Genomic DNA, 15,183 nt, shown 5'->3' with positions numbered 1-15,183 from the left:
GCAGATGTGCAAATCCCGGAGGCAACCCTGCACAAGCACTACCTGAGCGGTGAGTTCTTCATCACGGCAGAGGCAGCCCAGGCGCACGACGTCGACGAGGTGCTGCGCTGGTTCAACGGCCCGCATGAGCCGGTGACCGTCGGCGACACGCGCGACATCGGGCACGGCCTGAAAGCCTATTTCGGATACGACGACAGCAAGCCGATGCGCAAGGCTCTCTTTGTCCGCATCTACTGATCCACGCAACCACGCAGGAGCACACACCATGACCGCAGCAACCATCACCCGCACCGACGCCATGCAAGAAATCTTCGGCGAACCCATCCACACCTACACCCGCGCGCAAGCCATCGAGGACGGCATGCTGATCGATGTCAGCACCACCGCACGCGAGGCCGGCATCGTGTGGCCCGTGGCCCTCACATCCGCCGCGTGGGCCGACGCCTGCGCTTGGACCGACGCCGACGACAAGCGCAAGGGTGGCGGGGCGTGCTGGCAGAGCGAGAGCGGCAGGCTTTGGGATGTCGTGTGGATGGCATCGCGTGCGATCCGCGCAGGCCTGCGCCGTGGGCACGATGGCCGCGACCCGATCTTGTTTCAAGTCTTGCGCATCCCGCGCGATGGCCGGGGCGTTCGTCCCCGCCTGGCCACGCTCAAGCTGCAGGTCGGACCTGGCGACGCAGGCGAGCCGGTCATCACGATCATGCTGCCGAGCGAAGATTGAAAGCAGGCAAATTTGTACTAACATATTCGCATGCTCACCAAATTCGAATGGGACCCCGCCAAGGCGCTGGCCAACCTGCGCAAGCATGGGGTGCGCTTCGAGACGGCCATGCGCGTGTTTGCCGACCCGCTCGCATCGTCCAACCAGGACCGCATCGAAGGCGGTGAGCCAAGGTGGATCACCATTGGCGTGGTGGAGGGCTATGTGTTGCTCGTGGTGGCGCACACCGTGCGCAACGAGGACGATGGCACCGAGGTCATCCGCATCATCTCGGCCCGGCGCGCCGACCCGAAGGAAAGGAAAGACTATGAGCAAAATGGTTAAACATGCCGTGGACCTGGCCAAGCTGCCGCCGCTGACCGCCAGGCAGCGCAAGGAACTGGAGGCCCTGGCGGCGAAGCCTGACAGCGGTATCGATGTCAGCGACATCCCGGCGCTGGGGGATGCGTTCTGGAAGAACGCGGTGCGCAACCCGTTCTACAAGCCCACCAAGACGCCGACCACGGTGCGCGTGGACTCGGACGTGCTGCTGTGGCTCAAGTCCAAGGGGCGCGGTTACCAGACCAAGATCAACGCCATCCTGCGCGAGGCGATGCTGCGGGAGGTGGCGCCAGCCAAGCCTGCGCCGCGCGGCGAGCGGCACAGCAAGGCGGCTTGAAGAACTATCCCAGCTTTGCCGCCAGCTTCTCCGCCTCGATGTGCGTGTATCGCTTGAGCGAGGCGAGGCTCTTGTGGCCCGTCATGCTGGCCACCTCCATGATGCCCAGGTTCTTCTCAAACAGGCGGGATGTAGCCTCGTGGCGCAGGTCATGGAAATGCAAGTCATGCAGGAACGCTGGGTCAGGCTCTACGCCATCGCGCGCGCAATCGGCAAGGTAGAAACGCAACGCGCGGGCACGACAACGCTGCCAAGCCTTCTGGAATGTTGCGACTTTGGCTGGTGTGGGACACCAACTAAACACCTTGCCATCAAGTCGGCGTGGCATGCTTTGCAGCGCGTTGATAGCCGCGCTCGACAGCGCGACGACGCGGAAGGGATCATCATTTTTCGTGACACGCCCACCGACGCCGCGCAGCTTGACGGTGCGGCGCTGCAGGTCAATATCCTTCCACTTCATCGACAGCAACTCAGACAACCGCGCGGAAGTCTCGACGGCCAGCACAAGCGCCTGGTGAAGGCCGGGCGCTTGTGCTGCGGTTGCGGCGCGCATCAGGTAGTCGTACTCAAGCCCAACCAAGCGACGTTCGCGCGGTGGCGTCTTGGCAGGCTTGCGGATGGCCTTCACCGGGTTGCCAGCGGGCAAGGGGATGGACATCTCCTTTTCGGCGTGGCTGAACAACGCAGAAAGGGCATTGAGCTGGTGAATCACGGACTGCGGCGCGTAGCCAGCGCGCAGCAACTCATCGCGCCACGCGGCGACATCGACAGAACGGATATTGGCCAGGAAGAACTTGCCAAATCGTTCCTTGGCAAACCGGATGTGCGTCCCAGCGGAATGCGATCGGCGGAGCGGCACCACGGCCACCATGTAGATGTCCGCGACTTCACCAAGGGTCACCTTGCCCGCGTCATTGCGCATCGCCATGACGTTGCCGCGCTGGTGCTCGCGCTCGACCTCGCGCGCCCAGGCTTCGGCGTCGGTCTTCAGATCAAAGGTGCGGCTGATCGATGGCGCGCCCTTGCGACGCACTTGCACAGACCAGCCGGTGCCGCGTTGTTCGAAGTAAGCCATGATGCTTGTTCCTTTCCTGTCATTCCCACTGGATTCCCACAAAAGGGATAGGCGACACAGGAAATACAAGCATTCATGCGGGTCTCAGGGCGATCTTACTTACCCTTGGGAAGCAGAAGTTCTACCATTGAACTACGCCCGCTTGAGCCGCTGATTATAGGCAGGGCGCCTGCCTGGGATGCGCGTTCAGCCGCAGGCGCCAGTTGATCAGCCCCCAACCGATACGCCGCTCCTGGCCGCCGCTAAATTCCTATCCGAATCTATTTCAGTCTCCATTTCCGACTGCACATCCGGCCCCACGATGCCCCCACCATCACCAACCCGTTTGCAGGGCCTGCCGCCAGCGGCGGGAGCGCAAACCCGCTTGCTGCTGCTGGGCAGTTTTCCGAGCCGAGCGTCGCTGCAGGCGCAGCAGTATTACGCCCATCCGCGCAACCAGTTCTGGCCTCTGCTCGCCGCCTTGTTCGAGCTGGATTTGATGCGGCTGGACTACGCAGCGCGGCTGCAGGCAGTGATGGCGCGCGGTCTGGGCATCTGGGACGTATACGCCGCGTGTGAGCGCGAGGGCAGCCTCGACGCCGCCATCACCCAGGCGCAGCCGAACGATCTGCCCGGGCTGGTGGCACGGCTGCCGCGGCTGCAGGCCATTGCGCACAACGGCGGCGAGTCGGCGCGGATGATGCGTTCCACCGCGAGCCTGGCTCCGTTTTGCCACCGCCTGCCCTCCACCAGCCCGGCGAATGCGTCGTGGAGTTTTGCGCGCAAGCTGGAGGCTTGGCGGCTGGTGTTCGCCCGTCATGGCCTGATCGCCGGCGAAGGCTCAGAGGGTGTAGACGAAAACAACATCTCGCGCGTTATGACTCGGATCGAGTCATGCGTCGGCGAGGTATCGAATGGTCAGGAAGGCGCAGATTGAGCAAGCAGGACGGCCGGGCCGCAAGCCCTCGCTGAACATTGAACACACGGCGGTGCTGCGCGCGATCACGCAGGAGCAGCCGCGCTCGTCGTTGGACGCGGTGACGCGCGAGTTGTTTCGACGCACGGGAGTCAAGGTCAGCACCGTCACCGTGCGCAAGGCGCTGCGCAAGGCCGGCATCGAGCGGCTCAAGCCGCTGCGCCGGGCGGGTGAACGGGCGGCAGTTCAAGGGGCAACCCCGACGCGATACGGCTACACCGCAGCGCACCGTCGTGCCGATGGCGCCAGCGGCATGAACACCGACCTGACCGATGCCGAGTGGGCGCTGGTGGGCGACTTGTTCGAGCGCGATGGGCAGCGCGGGGTGCCGCCCCGGTATGCGCGCCGCCACATGGTCAACGCCTGCTGCCACGCGTTGCGCACCGGCTGCGCGTGGCGGCTGCTGCCCAAGACCTTCCCGCCCTGGCAGGCGACCTACAAGGCCTTCAGCCGTTGGGCTGCGCTCGGCGTCTTTGAGGCCATGCATGATCGGCTGCGCCAGCAATGGCGTGACCGCATCGGTCGAGCGCCCGAGCCGACGGCCCGCAATCATCGATGCGCAGAGCACCGCGCAAGGTGGTGGGGCCGGGTTCGACGCCGGCAAGAAGGTCAAGGGGCGCAAGCGCCATCTGGTGGTCGATACTTTGGGCCTTCTGCTGGCCGTCACGGTCACCGCGGCCAGCGTGCAGGACCGTGACGCCGCCGCTGCCGTGGTGGCGCAGGCTTGCACCAAGGTGACTGGCCTGAAGAAGCTCTACGCCGATGGCGCCTACGGCGGCAAGTGCGCCGTGGCCATCGAGGAGGCCCACGGCCTCAGCGTGGACATCGTGCGTCACCCCGGCAACCGCAGCACGGGCACTTGGCAGGACGCGCAGCAGCCCTTGTGGCCAGAGGTTGTAGCCAAGGGCTTCGTCGTGCAGGCCAAGCGTTGGGTTGTCGAGCGTACTCATGCCTGGAACGAGCGCGCACGCCGCCTCATGGCACACCATGACAGGTCAACTTGGGCCCCACTCGCTTGGGTCTGGCTGGCCGAGGCGCGTATCCTCGCAACCAGACTCGCTACATAGATCATTTCGTCTACACCCTCTCAGTGCATCAGCCGGACTTCAACCAAGCTCTACACTCAGAGCATGCAAGCATCCAGGCCCGCAACTCCCAAGGCTGAGGCGCACGATCGGTCCGAGCCCAAGGCCGCGCCGCGCGCGATGCATGGGCCGCTGGACTGGCGCGACGTGCTGCACTGGTTGCACGACGACAAGCTCATCGACGATGCCGGGCTGCGCCAGGGGCTGGACCGCTGCGCCCATGCCAGCGAGCGCCTGCACGCGCTGCACAAGGTGGCCAACGCCGGGTTGACGCGCGTGGCCGACGCCAAGGCGCTGGACCTCGACCTGCTCACCGCCTGGCTGGCCGCACGCGCCGACATGCCGCTGGTGCGCATCGACCCGCTGAAAGTGGACATCGGCAAGATCGGCGATCTCATTTCGCTCAACTACGCCGAGCGCCATCGCATCCTGCCGGTGGCAGCCGACGTCGAGGGCGTGACCATCATCACCGCCGAGCCCTTCGACCTGGGCTGGAAGACGGAGCTGGAGCGCATGCTGCGCCGGCCCATCCGGCTGGCCGTGGCCAACCCGGTGGACATCACGCGCTACACCATCGAGTTCTTCAACCTTGCGCGTTCGGTTCGCCAGGCGCACAAGAACAGCGCGACGGCGGGCATGAGCGGGGTCAACCAGTTCGAGCAACTGGTGGAGCTGGGCAGGAGCGGCCGCGCGCTGGATGCCAACGACGCCGGCGTGGTGCAGGTGGTCGACTGGCTGTGGCAATACGCCTTCGAGCAGCGCGCTTCCGACATTCACCTGGAGCCGCGGCGCGAACTGGGCGTGATCCGCTTTCGCATCGACGGCGTGCTGCAAACCGTCTACCAGCTGCCGCCTTCGGTGATGAACGCCATGACCAGCCGCGTCAAGCTGCTGGGCCGCATGGACGTGGTGGAGAAACGCCGCCCGCAGGACGGGCGCATCAAGACCCGCCGGCCCACGGGTGACGAAATCGAGCTGCGCCTGTCCACTTTGCCCACGGCCTTTGGCGAAAAACTGGTGATGCGCATTTTCGACCCCGACGTGGTGCTGCGCGACATGGCCGCTTTGGGTTTTCCCAGCGCCGAGGGCGCGCGCTGGAACGAACTCACCAGCCGCCCGCACGGCATCGTGCTGGTCACCGGCCCCACCGGCAGCGGCAAGACCACCACGCTGTATTCCACGCTCAAGCGCCTGGCGACCGACGAAGTGAATGTGTGCACGGTGGAGGATCCGATCGAGATGGTCGAGCCCGCCTTCAACCAGATGCAGGTGCAGACGGGCCTCGACATCGGCTTCGCCGAAGGCTTGCGGGCGCTGATGCGGCAGGACCCGGACATCATCATGGTGGGCGAGATTCGCGACCGCGAGACCGCCGACATGGCGGTGCAGGCCGCCCTCACCGGCCACCTCGTCTTGTCCACCCTGCACACCAACGACGCGCCTGGCAGCATTGCCCGTTTGCTCGAACTCGGCGTGGCGCCCTATCTGGTCAGCGCCACCCTGCTCGGCGTGCTGGCGCAGCGCCTGGTGCGCACCTTGTGCGCGCATTGCAAGCTGCCCGACGATGCGTTCGACCAAGCCACCTTCGAGCAGGCCGTGTCGCCCTGGAAGCCCAGCACCAAGGTGTCGCCCTACAAGCCGGTGGGCTGCCTGGAATGCCGTAACACCGGGTATCTCGGCCGCGTTGGCCTGTACGAATTGCTGGTGTTCAGCCCGGCTCTGCGCGCGCTGGTCGCCGCCGCGGCACCGCTTGACGCGCTGCGTCAACAGGCTGTGAAAGACGGCATGCGTCCGCTGCGGCTGGCCGGTGCTTTGAAAGTGGCCGAGGGCGGCACCACGCTGGACGAAGTGCTGCGCGCCACACCCGCGGCGCAAGGCTGAGAGGGTGTGAACAATCCGCCATGCCCGCTCATCCCGCCCAAACGGCCCCACTCGGCGTTGCCAATGCGCGCCGTGCCGTCAGGCACGGCTGTGCTTGGCGCCTTGATTGGAACCGTTTGGGCGCCCTGCTCGGCCACGCCGGATTCATTCACACCCTCTGAGCGCTGAAGCCTGCAGCCCCGTTGTCACCGCAACCGCCAAGGAGTTTTCGATGTTCAAGCGCAAGCATGTTCTGGGCGTGGCTTTGCTGCTGAGCAGCGCAAGCGCCGCCTGCGCCTTCAATCTCGGCGACCTGCGCCGCAGCTGACCCTGTTGCCGACTCCTCTGCGCGATGTCTTGTCGAACACCCGTGCGGGACCTCATGCCAGACTCAGACTCACCGACCGGCATGCCGCCCGCCCACGCCCAATGGCTGACTGGCGGGGCCGTCGCTCCGGGCGTCGGGCATTTGCAGCTGGCAGGAAGCTGGACCGTCCAGGGCCTGGACCCGGCGCCGAGGCTGCGGCTTCCTGCCGGGTGCAGGGCGGTGCGTCTGGCCGCAAGCGACTGGCAGCTCGACACCGCCGGTGCGCTGGTGCTGACGCGCAGTCTGCAGGCGTGGATCGACGCCGGCGTGGAGGTCGATCGCGCCGGACTGGCGGCGCCCCAGAACCAGTTGCTCGACCTCGTGCGGGAACGCATGGCGGCCGCGCCGCCGCGCCAACCCCGGGCGCATGCCGGCCTGCTCGGCGACCTCGGCCGCGCCGGCGTCGCGGCTTGGCGCGAGGGGCGCGAATTCATGGCCTTCGTCGGCGAGCTGGCCTGGCGCGGGCCGCCGCTGTTCGCCAGGTTCTGGCGCATCCGCTGGCGTGAGGTGGTGGCCGAGATCGACGCGGCGGGCATTCGCGCCCTCGGCATCATCGGCCTGCTGTCCTTCCTGATCGGCATGGTCATGGCCTACCAGGGCGGCGCCACGCTGGCGACCTACGGCGCCAACATCCTGATCGTGAATCTGGTGGCCATCATCACCTTGCGCGAACTCGGGCCGCTGCTCGCCGCCATCCTCGTGGCGGGGCGCACCGGCTCCTCGTACACCGCGCAGCTGGGCACCATGCGCATCACCGAGGAGATCGACGCGCTGCGCGCGCTGGGCCTGTCGCCCTTCGAAGTGCTGGTGTTTCCGAAGGTCCTGGCGCTGGTCATCACCCTGCCGCTGCTGTCGCTGTTCGCCGATGTGATGGGGCTGGCGGGCGGCGGCGTGGTGGCCTCCATGGGCTACGGCGTGTCGTGGAGCGAATACATCAGCCGCATCCCCCAGGTTGTTTCGGCGCAAACCCTGGCCCTGGGGTTGGTGAAGGCGCCGGTGTTCGCCGTGATCATCGCGCTGGTGGGCTGCATGCAGGGCTTGCGCGTGTCGGGCGGCGCCGCGGCGGTGGGCCGGGCCACCACGGTCAGCGTGGTGCAGGCCATCTTCCTGGTGATCGTGATCGATGCCGGGTTTTCCATTCTCTACAACCTGCTCGGGCTATGACCTCATCGCATGGCCGTTCGAACATGGGGGTATTCCAGCCTGGCAGGACGGCGCGCAACGCAGGGGTGCGCCCATGAACGGCGAGACGCCCGCCGTGATCGAGGCACGCGGCATCGTCAACCGCTTCGGCGACGTGGTCGTGCACGACGGCCTGGACCTGCGCATTCCGCGCGGCTGCATCATGGCCCTGGTCGGCGGTTCCGGCACGGGCAAGACGGTGCTGCTGCGCACGCTCATCCTGCTGCGCGAGCCGCAGGCGGGCCAGCTCGCGCTGTTCGGACAGGACGCGCTCGCGGCGCACGGGACGATCCGCCAGCGCCTGCGCCAGCGCATCGGCGTGCTGTTCCAGGGAGGGGCCTTGTTCACCGGGCTCACGGTGCTGGAGAACGTGCTGCTGCCGCTGCGCGAGCACGGCGCGGTGGAACGCGCATTCCTCGCCGACATCGGCATGCTCAAGATCCGCTTGGCCGGCCTGCCGGCGGATGCCGCGCACAAGTACCCGGTGGAACTTTCCGGCGGCATGGTCAAGCGCGCGGCGCTGGCCCGCGCGCTGGCGCTCGACCCCGAACTGCTGGTGCTGGACGAGCCGACCTCGGGGCTGGATCCGATCGGCGCCGCTGCATTCGACGACCTGGTCCGCGAGTTGCGCGATCTGCTGGGCCTGACCATCCTGCAGGTCACGCACGACCTCGACTCGATCTGGCACGGCAGCGACATGGTGGCTTTTCTCGCGCGCAAGAAAGTGCTGGCGCTGGGAACGGCGGCCGAGCTGGCGCAGCGGGACGAACCCGAGCTCGCGGCCTATTTCCGGCGGGGGCGGTCGCTGGCCTATGCGCGCCAGGCGGCCGACGCGAGCCGGCACCAGGCGCACGCCACGCAGATCACGGGGACATCATGAACAAGACGGAACGCCGCATGAAGGTGCAATGATGGAATCGAAAGTCAATTACACGGCGGTCGGTGTTTTCATCCTGCTGCTCTGCCTGCTGCTGTCGGCCGCCGCCTATTGGCTGGCGGTGGGCGGGAGGCAGCAGAACACCACGCCGTATCTCATCTACGCCACCGACAACGTCAACGGCTTGAGGAATAGCAGCAACGTGCTGTACCGCGGCGTGAATGTGGGACGGGTGGCCTCCATCGAAATCGACCCGGCCAACCCCACCCTCATCCGCATCCGCGTCGACATCGACAGGAACGTGCCGGTGCGCACCGACACCGTCGCGCAACTCAACCCGCAGGGCGTGACGGGACTGTCGGTCATCAACCTCACGGGCGGCGCATCGCCCCAACCGCTGCGCGCCGCGCCCGGCCAGCCCTATCCGGTCATCCGCTACGCGCCGTCCGTGTTCTCGCGCCTGGAGGGCGGCCTGAGCGACGCCACGCTCATGCTGTCGAAAATCGCCACCCGACTGGACATGCTGCTGAGCAACGAAAACCTGCAGGCGCTGAGCCGGACCCTGGCGCACGCCGAGCAGATCACAGGGACACTCGCCGCCCATCGACAGGACATCGCGCAGACCCTGGTGGCCTTGCGCCAGTCCAGCCAGGAGCTCGCGGCGCTGGGCGTGCAAGGCCAGCGGTTGACCGGCCATGGCGAGAAGCTGCTCGCGCAGCTCAGCGACACCACGGCGCACCTGCAGGGCACCCTGGGTGAGATGGACGCGGCGGCGAAAAGCTGGCGCCAGGCCGGGGAGGGCGCGGCCAAGCTGGGTGCGACCGGAACGCAGGCCCTGGACCGGTTGCAGAACCGCACCCTGCCGGGTTTCGACCGGCTCACCGACAACCTGCAGCAGCTCAGCAGCCAGCTGACCGAACTCATCCGCAGCCTCAAGGGCAACCCCAGCCAACTGCTCTACGGCTCGCCGCTTCCACCTCCGGGCCCAGGAGAACAGCGATGAAAACCGCCTCACGCCGCGCAGCCCCGCTGCCGGTCCTGCTTTGCACATCCCTCTTTGCCCTGTTGGGCGCCGGCTGTTCGCTGCCCATGACGCGCCAGCCGCCGCAAATCATCTACCGTCTGCAAGCCCCGCCTGTGGTCACGCCGGCTGGCGCTGTCCAACCCACCGTCATCCGCCTGTTGCCAGTTGGCGCCGCACCCGGCCTCGACAGCCCGGCCATGCTGTACAGCGGGCAGCCGGCTCGGGCGATCACCGAGCCGGCCGCATCAGGCCAGGGCGCAGGCGCTGCCGTGCGACCCGGCAGCGTGCTGATGCCCTACCGCGACAGCCGCTGGCTGGCACCTCCGGCGGATCTCATTCGCGCAACGATCGGGCAGACCCTGTCGCGCCAGCCCTGGGTGAGCGCGGTGGAGATGAATGCTCATCTCGCGCCCGCCGCCTGGACCCTGCATTGCGAACTGACACGGCTCGAGCACGACATCCGCGGCAGCCAAGGAACGGTGCGGCTGGGCCTGACTTGCCAGCTCGCGCAGGACGCCCCGCGCCGCATCGCCGCACACTGGCATTTCGACGCCAAGCAGGCCGTTGCGGCCAACGACGCCGCGCAGTACGCCGCCGCCGCCCAGACCCTGCTCGATCGCATGCTGCGGGACATGGTCGGGCGGGTGCGCAAGTCCATCGAACGGGCCGATTCCGGACATTGAAGCGATCGCATCGGTCCGTGCGGCCGCCGCAATCAGCCCGATTTTCCGGCCATGAACAGCCGGTTGCGCGCGCTCTGGGTGATGGCGGCCACGCAGGGATGGGTGATGCGCCGCTGCACCGAGATGGCGTAGAAGTCCACCGCGACGTCCTCGCAGCGGCCCAGGCACTGCACGCCGTGCTCGCGCTCGATTTCCGGCTCCATCACGCTGGGCGCCACGAAAGCGCCGCGCCCCTGGCGACCGAAGGCGGTCATCAGCGCGCTGTCGTCGAACTCGGCCACGGTGTGCGCCTGGATCTGCAACTGGCGCAGCCATTGCTCGAATTGCGAACGCAGCGCCGAATCCGATCCCGGCATCAGCAGCGCAATCGTGCCCAGGCTTTGCGGAAACGCTCCCCGAGCCTTCTTGGCCAACGCGGGCGAAGCGAACACGCTCAAGCCCGATCTGCCGAGGTGATGGTTGTAGGCGCGCACGCTGAAGTGCGCGGGTAGCGGGGTGTCGGCCACCACCAGGTCGAGCTGGTGCACGGCCAGGCGCGCCAGCAGATCGGCCATCTTGCCCTCCTCACCCTGCATGCGCACCGGCTGCGGCAGGTCCAGCGCCGGCTCCACCAGGCGGTAAGCGATGGTCTTGGGCACCGAATCGCTGATGCCCACGCGAAACACCAGCGCCGGGGTTTGCGCCGCATCGCGCCGCAGTGCTGCTTCCATCTCATCGCCCAGGGCGAAGATGTCGTCGGCATAGCGCAGTGCCGCCCTGCCCGCCTCGGTGAGTTCGAGCTTGCGCCCGCTCTTGCGGAACAGGGCGGTGCCGATGCGATCTTCCAGCAGTTTGATCTGCCCGCTCAGGGTCTGCGGCGTGATGTGCAACTGCTGGCCTGCGCGGACGATGCCGCCGGTCTTGGCCACAACCCAGAAGTAATGCAAATGCTTGAAGTTGAGCATGCCAGGAATCCTTAACAGTTCGATTTTCTCGAAATGAATGATTTGGAAATTCGAATTTACACGAAGTATTGCAGAACCTAAATTAGGGCCTGGCAACATTGTCCTTTCCCGACTTTCAGGAGGTTCCCATGCACATCGACATTCAGGTTTCAGGCCAGCCGATGGACGCCCTGCAGCGTGCGCAGATGCTGGCGCATTTGCAATGCCGCCTGCAATTCGCCCTGGCCAGGTTGTCGCGCCGCGTGGTTCGCGTCGCGGTGGTGTTGTCGGACGTGAACGGCCCGCGCGGCGGCAAGGACAAGCGCTGCGTGCTGCGCGTGGATCTGCCCCAGCAGCCTGCCGTCGTCATCCGCCAGCGGCATGCCGACTGGCGCAGCCTGATCGACGGCGCCGTGGCCCGCGCCAGCCGCTCGGTTGCCGCACGCCTGCAACGCGCCAAGCAGCAGCGGCGCAGACCAGGCGAGGCGCACGTCGCATTGCCGTGTGCCCTTCTGTCAGTCGGTGCCTGAGGCCATACCGTCCTTGTCGTTCTCCCGGCCGAGCTTGATCTGGCCCAGCCTGGTCGACACCAAGCCCAAAACCCGACACCTCGGTCGTTCCATTCAGGAAGTTTTTCATGGGCTGCAACACCCTCATCTCCCGTCCCGCGCCGTGCTGCGCAACACCGATGCGCTGCTGGCCGCTCATCCTCATGTTCAGTGCCGCAATCCGCCGCAGCGAGCGCCGCGCTGGGCCTGCCGCATCCGGGCACCATCCTCGCGGTGGCGGGCTACTTGGGCCTGCTGTTTCTTACCCATCAACGCAGCGACAGCGCCTGGGGTCTGGCCGCGGTGTTCGACCTGGCCGGCTTCATGGGCTGCATCCTCGCCACCGCGAGCCTGTTCGTGAGCATCTTCAACCTGTTCGGTCGTCTTTTGCCGTTGCTGGGATTACTGGGCGGTTTCAAGTGCGAAGCGCAACGCCCTTGGGGTTAATGGACGGGAGAGGGTTCTTGGGGGTTGACGAGGATTTCCGCGAGCACCTGCAGTGGCGACCTCCAGCCCAGGGTTTGGCGCGGCCGGGTGTTGAGGCTGTCGGCGATCGCGTCGAGTTTTTGCTGCGAGTAGACCGACAGATCCGTGCCCTTGGGCATGTACTGGCGCAGCAGGCCGTTGGTGTTCTCGCAGGTGCCGCGCTGCCAGGGGCTGTGCGGGTCGCAGAAGTACACCCGCACGCCGGTGGCGGCCGTCAAATCGGCATGCCGACTCATCTCCCTGCCCTGGTCGTAGGTCATGCTCTGGCGCAGCGGCGCCACCAGGGATTGCAGCTTGGTGGTGAAGGCTTGCAGCGCCGATGCCGCCGTGGAGTCGGGCATCTTGGCCAGCAAGACGGCGCGGCTCATGCGTTCGACCAGCACGGCCACAGCCGACTTGTTGCCCGCCCCCTTGATGAGGTCGCCCTCCCAGTGGCCGGGCATCAGACGATCCTCGATCTCGGGCGGGCGCACATGAATGCTGACCATCTCGGGGATCTGGCCGCGGCGGTCGGTGCCGCGCGAACGCGGCAGGCGCTTCCCATGGCCCTGGCGCAGGCAGGCGATGAGTTCGCGCCGCAGCTCGCCCTTGGGGTGGGCGTAGATGGCGTTGTAAATCGTCTCGTGGGACACGTGGCGGCTGGAATCGTCAGGATAGGTGCGCTTGAGCGTAGCGGCGATCTCCTGGGGCGACCACTTCCACGCCAGCATCTCGCGCACCGCACCCCAGAGCACGCTGCTGGGGGCCAGCTTCGCCGCTGGACGGCTGGCGGCGCGGCGCCTGGCGCGCAGGGTCTGCCCCACCATGGCGTCGTAGCTCCCCGCGCTGTCTTGGGCATTGCGGGCAAGCTCCCGCGTCAAGGTCGAGGGCGCACGGCCCAGTCTGCGGGCCATGGCCCGCAGACTGACCTTCTCGGCTTTCCAGATCTCAATGCGCATGCGTTCGGCGGGTTGAAGCTGTCGGTACGTCGTTCTTGTCATTCACGGCACCTTACCGGATGGCAAGGTGTTGCACTTCAGCCTGAATCCGTGACTTCCGATAATCCATCGACTTGAAAGCTGATTGTGACGGCCCGATTTTCCCGATTTCCCGCAGGTTCACGGTTCGAGCGCCGTGTCGAAGGGGGCTGTGGGGCTGTGCGCGAACGATCGGCCCCCTTGATCGGTCATTTCGGGTGGGTTGCGCGCAGCCGTTCCCCCGCCGAGCCCTTGTGGCCAGCGTCTTGGGGTGCTGGGAAAGCTTGGACTGCGTCTTCAGCCGCTGGCGGCGAACTGCGCATGCAGATCGCAAAAGGCACGGGCTGCCTTGTCGTTGGCGCCCAGTCCCAACCACAGCCGCCCGCCATGGTTGATCACGCGTGCTGCGCGGATGACAAGTTCCTGGATCACAGTCTTCAGACGCCGTCGCCTGGCCGCATGGCGCACCGGTGCATGCGGCCCCAGCAGCCCTTGCTGCCCCATGAGGCGCAGCACGTTCATCGTCAGGGCCGCAAGCTGGCAGACAAGATCGTTCGTGTCGAACTTCCCCGAGGGCAGTCGCTCCAGATCCATGTCGGTTTTGAATTCCGCATGGAACTGCTCGTGCGTAGCGTGCCCGGCGTACAGGTCGATGATCGCCTCGGCGCTGATGGCCTTGGGCAAGCTTGTCGTCCAGCCCTCCAAGATGATCTCGGGGACCAAAAACTGCTGGCCACGGGCATCGACGGTGCGCTCCGTGATGCGCACAATGCGGCGCAGGCGATGGGCGATGCCTTCGACCTGCACGGCCACCTCCCAAACCGCCACGCGCTTGCCTGCGCGCGGATGCTGCCACAACAAACCCCCTTCCAGTTCCTGCCGTCGCAAGACCTCCAGAGGATCGGTCTTGCGGGGATTCCACTTGATCAGAACATCGACCCGGGGCAGTCCTGGCCTGTTGCAGCGCTGCATGTCGGCCATCAAGGCGGCCGAGCAAAACCCCGCATCCATGCGCACGAGAATCGGCGCCTTGGGGCCTGCGGTCGACAGGCGCTGCGCCATGGGCACGGCCGTCTCGAGGTTGTAGGTCGTCTCCGAAGCCGAGTGCTGCGCGCCCGGACGTAGGGCGAACTCCAGGCAAAACCCATGCGTGCCCAGGTAGGCCGCCAGCGGGCAGTAGCCATCGACCCCCGCGTAGGTGCGGCTCACCCCATCCTTGGCTGTGCCCGAGTTGTCCATCGCGAAGGTGTCGATGTCCAGCGGCACATGACCGCAAGGCAAAAGACCATAGTCCGGTTGGCTCTTGCGCAGCAGCGCTTCAATCGCCTGGGAGGTGAAGTCAAACCACAGGGCGGCCTGCGCATCCAGGCGCTGGCGCAGGGTGGGCGAGGACGGCACACCCACCAGACCCAGCGCCTCCTGGAAGAAACGATCGCCTCGAAAGCCTTCGATGGCATCGAAGTCGCTCTTGCTCTGCGCGAGCAAGCCAACATAGCTGCGCATCAGTGTGCTGGGCGGCAGTCCGCCGCGGCAAGGCCACTGGGCATCCAGGCGTTTGAACAGAGGATCGAGGCGCTTGAGGTGATGACCGACAAGGGCCAGACCGGCCACCGGCGTCAGGTCATAGTCGAGTTGCTTGACGCGAAATCCAAACCCCATGCCATACCCCGGAACGTTCACCCGCTGGGTGAGAAGACAAAGGGGTCATTTTATCGAATAAACCATTATGCATCAACAACTTATGAAAATTCCGCATGCCCGAGCTCACGGATTCAGGTAA

General features: G+C 66.2%; 16 protein-coding genes and 1 pseudogene. 13 read left to right on the top strand and 4 right to left on the bottom strand.

Going from position 1 to position 15,183, the window contains the following annotated elements:
- From THIX_RS18375 to THIX_RS18360, 4 genes are all read left to right on the top strand, one after another.
- A partial coding sequence (locus THIX_RS18375) for a hypothetical protein (protein WP_158540949.1) occupies window positions 1-237 on the top strand: 237 nt, incomplete at its 5' end.
- Window positions 238-265: 28 nt separating this feature from the next.
- Window positions 266-724, top strand: a complete 459-nt coding sequence (locus THIX_RS18370; RefSeq protein WP_112487344.1) for a DUF6573 family protein — start codon at window positions 266-268, stop codon at window positions 722-724.
- 30 nt (window positions 725-754) lie between these two features.
- Window positions 755-1,048, top strand: coding sequence for a BrnT family toxin (locus THIX_RS18365; protein WP_112487343.1), 294 nt, complete (start codon window positions 755-757; stop codon window positions 1,046-1,048).
- The gene (locus THIX_RS18360) at window positions 1,032-1,382 is read left to right on the top strand and encodes a BrnA antitoxin family protein (RefSeq protein ID WP_112487148.1); all 351 of its coding nucleotides are present in this window, start codon (window positions 1,032-1,034) and stop codon (window positions 1,380-1,382) included. Before THIX_RS18365 ends, THIX_RS18360 begins: the two co-directional genes overlap by 17 nt.
- A 4-nt stretch (window positions 1,383-1,386) precedes the next feature.
- On the opposite strand, the gene THIX_RS18355 is transcribed toward THIX_RS18360, so the two are convergent.
- Window positions 1,387-2,457, bottom strand: coding sequence for a site-specific integrase (locus tag THIX_RS18355; protein ID WP_112487342.1), 1,071 nt, complete (start codon window positions 2,455-2,457; stop codon window positions 1,387-1,389).
- A 301-nt stretch (window positions 2,458-2,758) separates the two neighbouring features.
- Here THIX_RS18355 and THIX_RS18350 point away from each other — a divergent pair, with 301 nt between their 5' ends.
- From THIX_RS18350 to THIX_RS18320, 7 genes and pseudogenes are all read left to right on the top strand, one after another.
- Window positions 2,759-3,373, top strand: coding sequence for a DNA-deoxyinosine glycosylase (locus tag THIX_RS18350; RefSeq protein ID WP_112487341.1), 615 nt, complete (start codon window positions 2,759-2,761; stop codon window positions 3,371-3,373).
- Window positions 3,351-4,479, top strand: a pseudogene (locus THIX_RS18345) (IS5 family transposase). The gene THIX_RS18350 and the pseudogene THIX_RS18345 overlap by 23 nt, the downstream one beginning before the upstream one ends.
- Before the next feature lie 63 nt (window positions 4,480-4,542).
- Window positions 4,543-6,378: a GspE/PulE family protein gene (locus THIX_RS18340; protein ID WP_112487340.1), complete on the top strand. Its 1,836-nt coding sequence runs from the start codon at window positions 4,543-4,545 to the stop codon at window positions 6,376-6,378.
- Between the two features lie 388 nt (window positions 6,379-6,766).
- Window positions 6,767-7,888, top strand: a complete 1,122-nt coding sequence (locus THIX_RS18335; protein WP_233224624.1) for an ABC transporter permease — start codon at window positions 6,767-6,769, stop codon at window positions 7,886-7,888.
- A gap of 73 nt (window positions 7,889-7,961) precedes the next feature.
- Window positions 7,962-8,786: an ABC transporter ATP-binding protein gene (locus tag THIX_RS18330; RefSeq protein WP_112487339.1), complete on the top strand. Its 825-nt coding sequence runs from the start codon at window positions 7,962-7,964 to the stop codon at window positions 8,784-8,786.
- A gap of 31 nt (window positions 8,787-8,817) precedes the next feature.
- Entirely contained in the window at window positions 8,818-9,786 is a 969-nt protein-coding gene (locus THIX_RS18325) for an MlaD family protein (RefSeq protein ID WP_112488457.1), read from the top strand.
- Window positions 9,783-10,490, top strand: coding sequence for an ABC-type transport auxiliary lipoprotein family protein (locus tag THIX_RS18320; RefSeq protein WP_112487338.1), 708 nt, complete (start codon window positions 9,783-9,785; stop codon window positions 10,488-10,490). Before THIX_RS18325 ends, THIX_RS18320 begins: the two co-directional genes overlap by 4 nt.
- Window positions 10,491-10,522: 32 nt before the next feature.
- Here THIX_RS18320 and nhaR read toward each other — a convergent pair whose 3' ends face one another.
- On the bottom strand, window positions 10,523-11,434 hold the full coding sequence (gene nhaR, locus THIX_RS18315; protein ID WP_112487337.1) for a transcriptional activator NhaR: 912 nt from the start codon (window positions 11,432-11,434) through the stop codon (window positions 10,523-10,525).
- 128 nt (window positions 11,435-11,562) lie between these two features.
- Here nhaR and THIX_RS18310 point away from each other — a divergent pair, with 128 nt between their 5' ends.
- The gene (locus THIX_RS18310; protein ID WP_146748626.1) at window positions 11,563-11,943 is read left to right on the top strand and encodes an HPF/RaiA family ribosome-associated protein; all 381 of its coding nucleotides are present in this window, start codon (window positions 11,563-11,565) and stop codon (window positions 11,941-11,943) included.
- Window positions 11,944-12,132: 189 nt separating this feature from the next.
- Entirely contained in the window at window positions 12,133-12,408 is a 276-nt protein-coding gene (locus tag THIX_RS18305; protein WP_112487335.1) for a hypothetical protein, read from the top strand.
- On the opposite strand, the gene THIX_RS18300 is transcribed toward THIX_RS18305, so the two are convergent.
- Together THIX_RS18300 and THIX_RS18295 are read right to left on the bottom strand one after the other, a co-directional pair.
- Entirely contained in the window at window positions 12,405-13,427 is a 1,023-nt protein-coding gene (locus THIX_RS18300) for an IS30 family transposase (protein ID WP_112485721.1), read from the bottom strand. The genes THIX_RS18305 and THIX_RS18300 overlap by 4 nt on opposite strands.
- A gap of 273 nt (window positions 13,428-13,700) precedes the next feature.
- Window positions 13,701-15,062, bottom strand: a complete 1,362-nt coding sequence (locus THIX_RS18295; protein WP_086558171.1) for an IS1380-like element ISCARN34 family transposase — start codon at window positions 15,060-15,062, stop codon at window positions 13,701-13,703.
- Between the last annotated feature and the right edge of the window lie 121 nt (window positions 15,063-15,183).

This window comes from Thiomonas sp. X19 (assembly GCF_900089495.1).
Lineage (GTDB): Bacteria > Pseudomonadota > Gammaproteobacteria > Burkholderiales > Burkholderiaceae_C > Thiomonas_A.
Note: the sequence above shows the minus strand (reverse complement) of the source record. Positions and strands in the feature narration are given on the sequence as shown.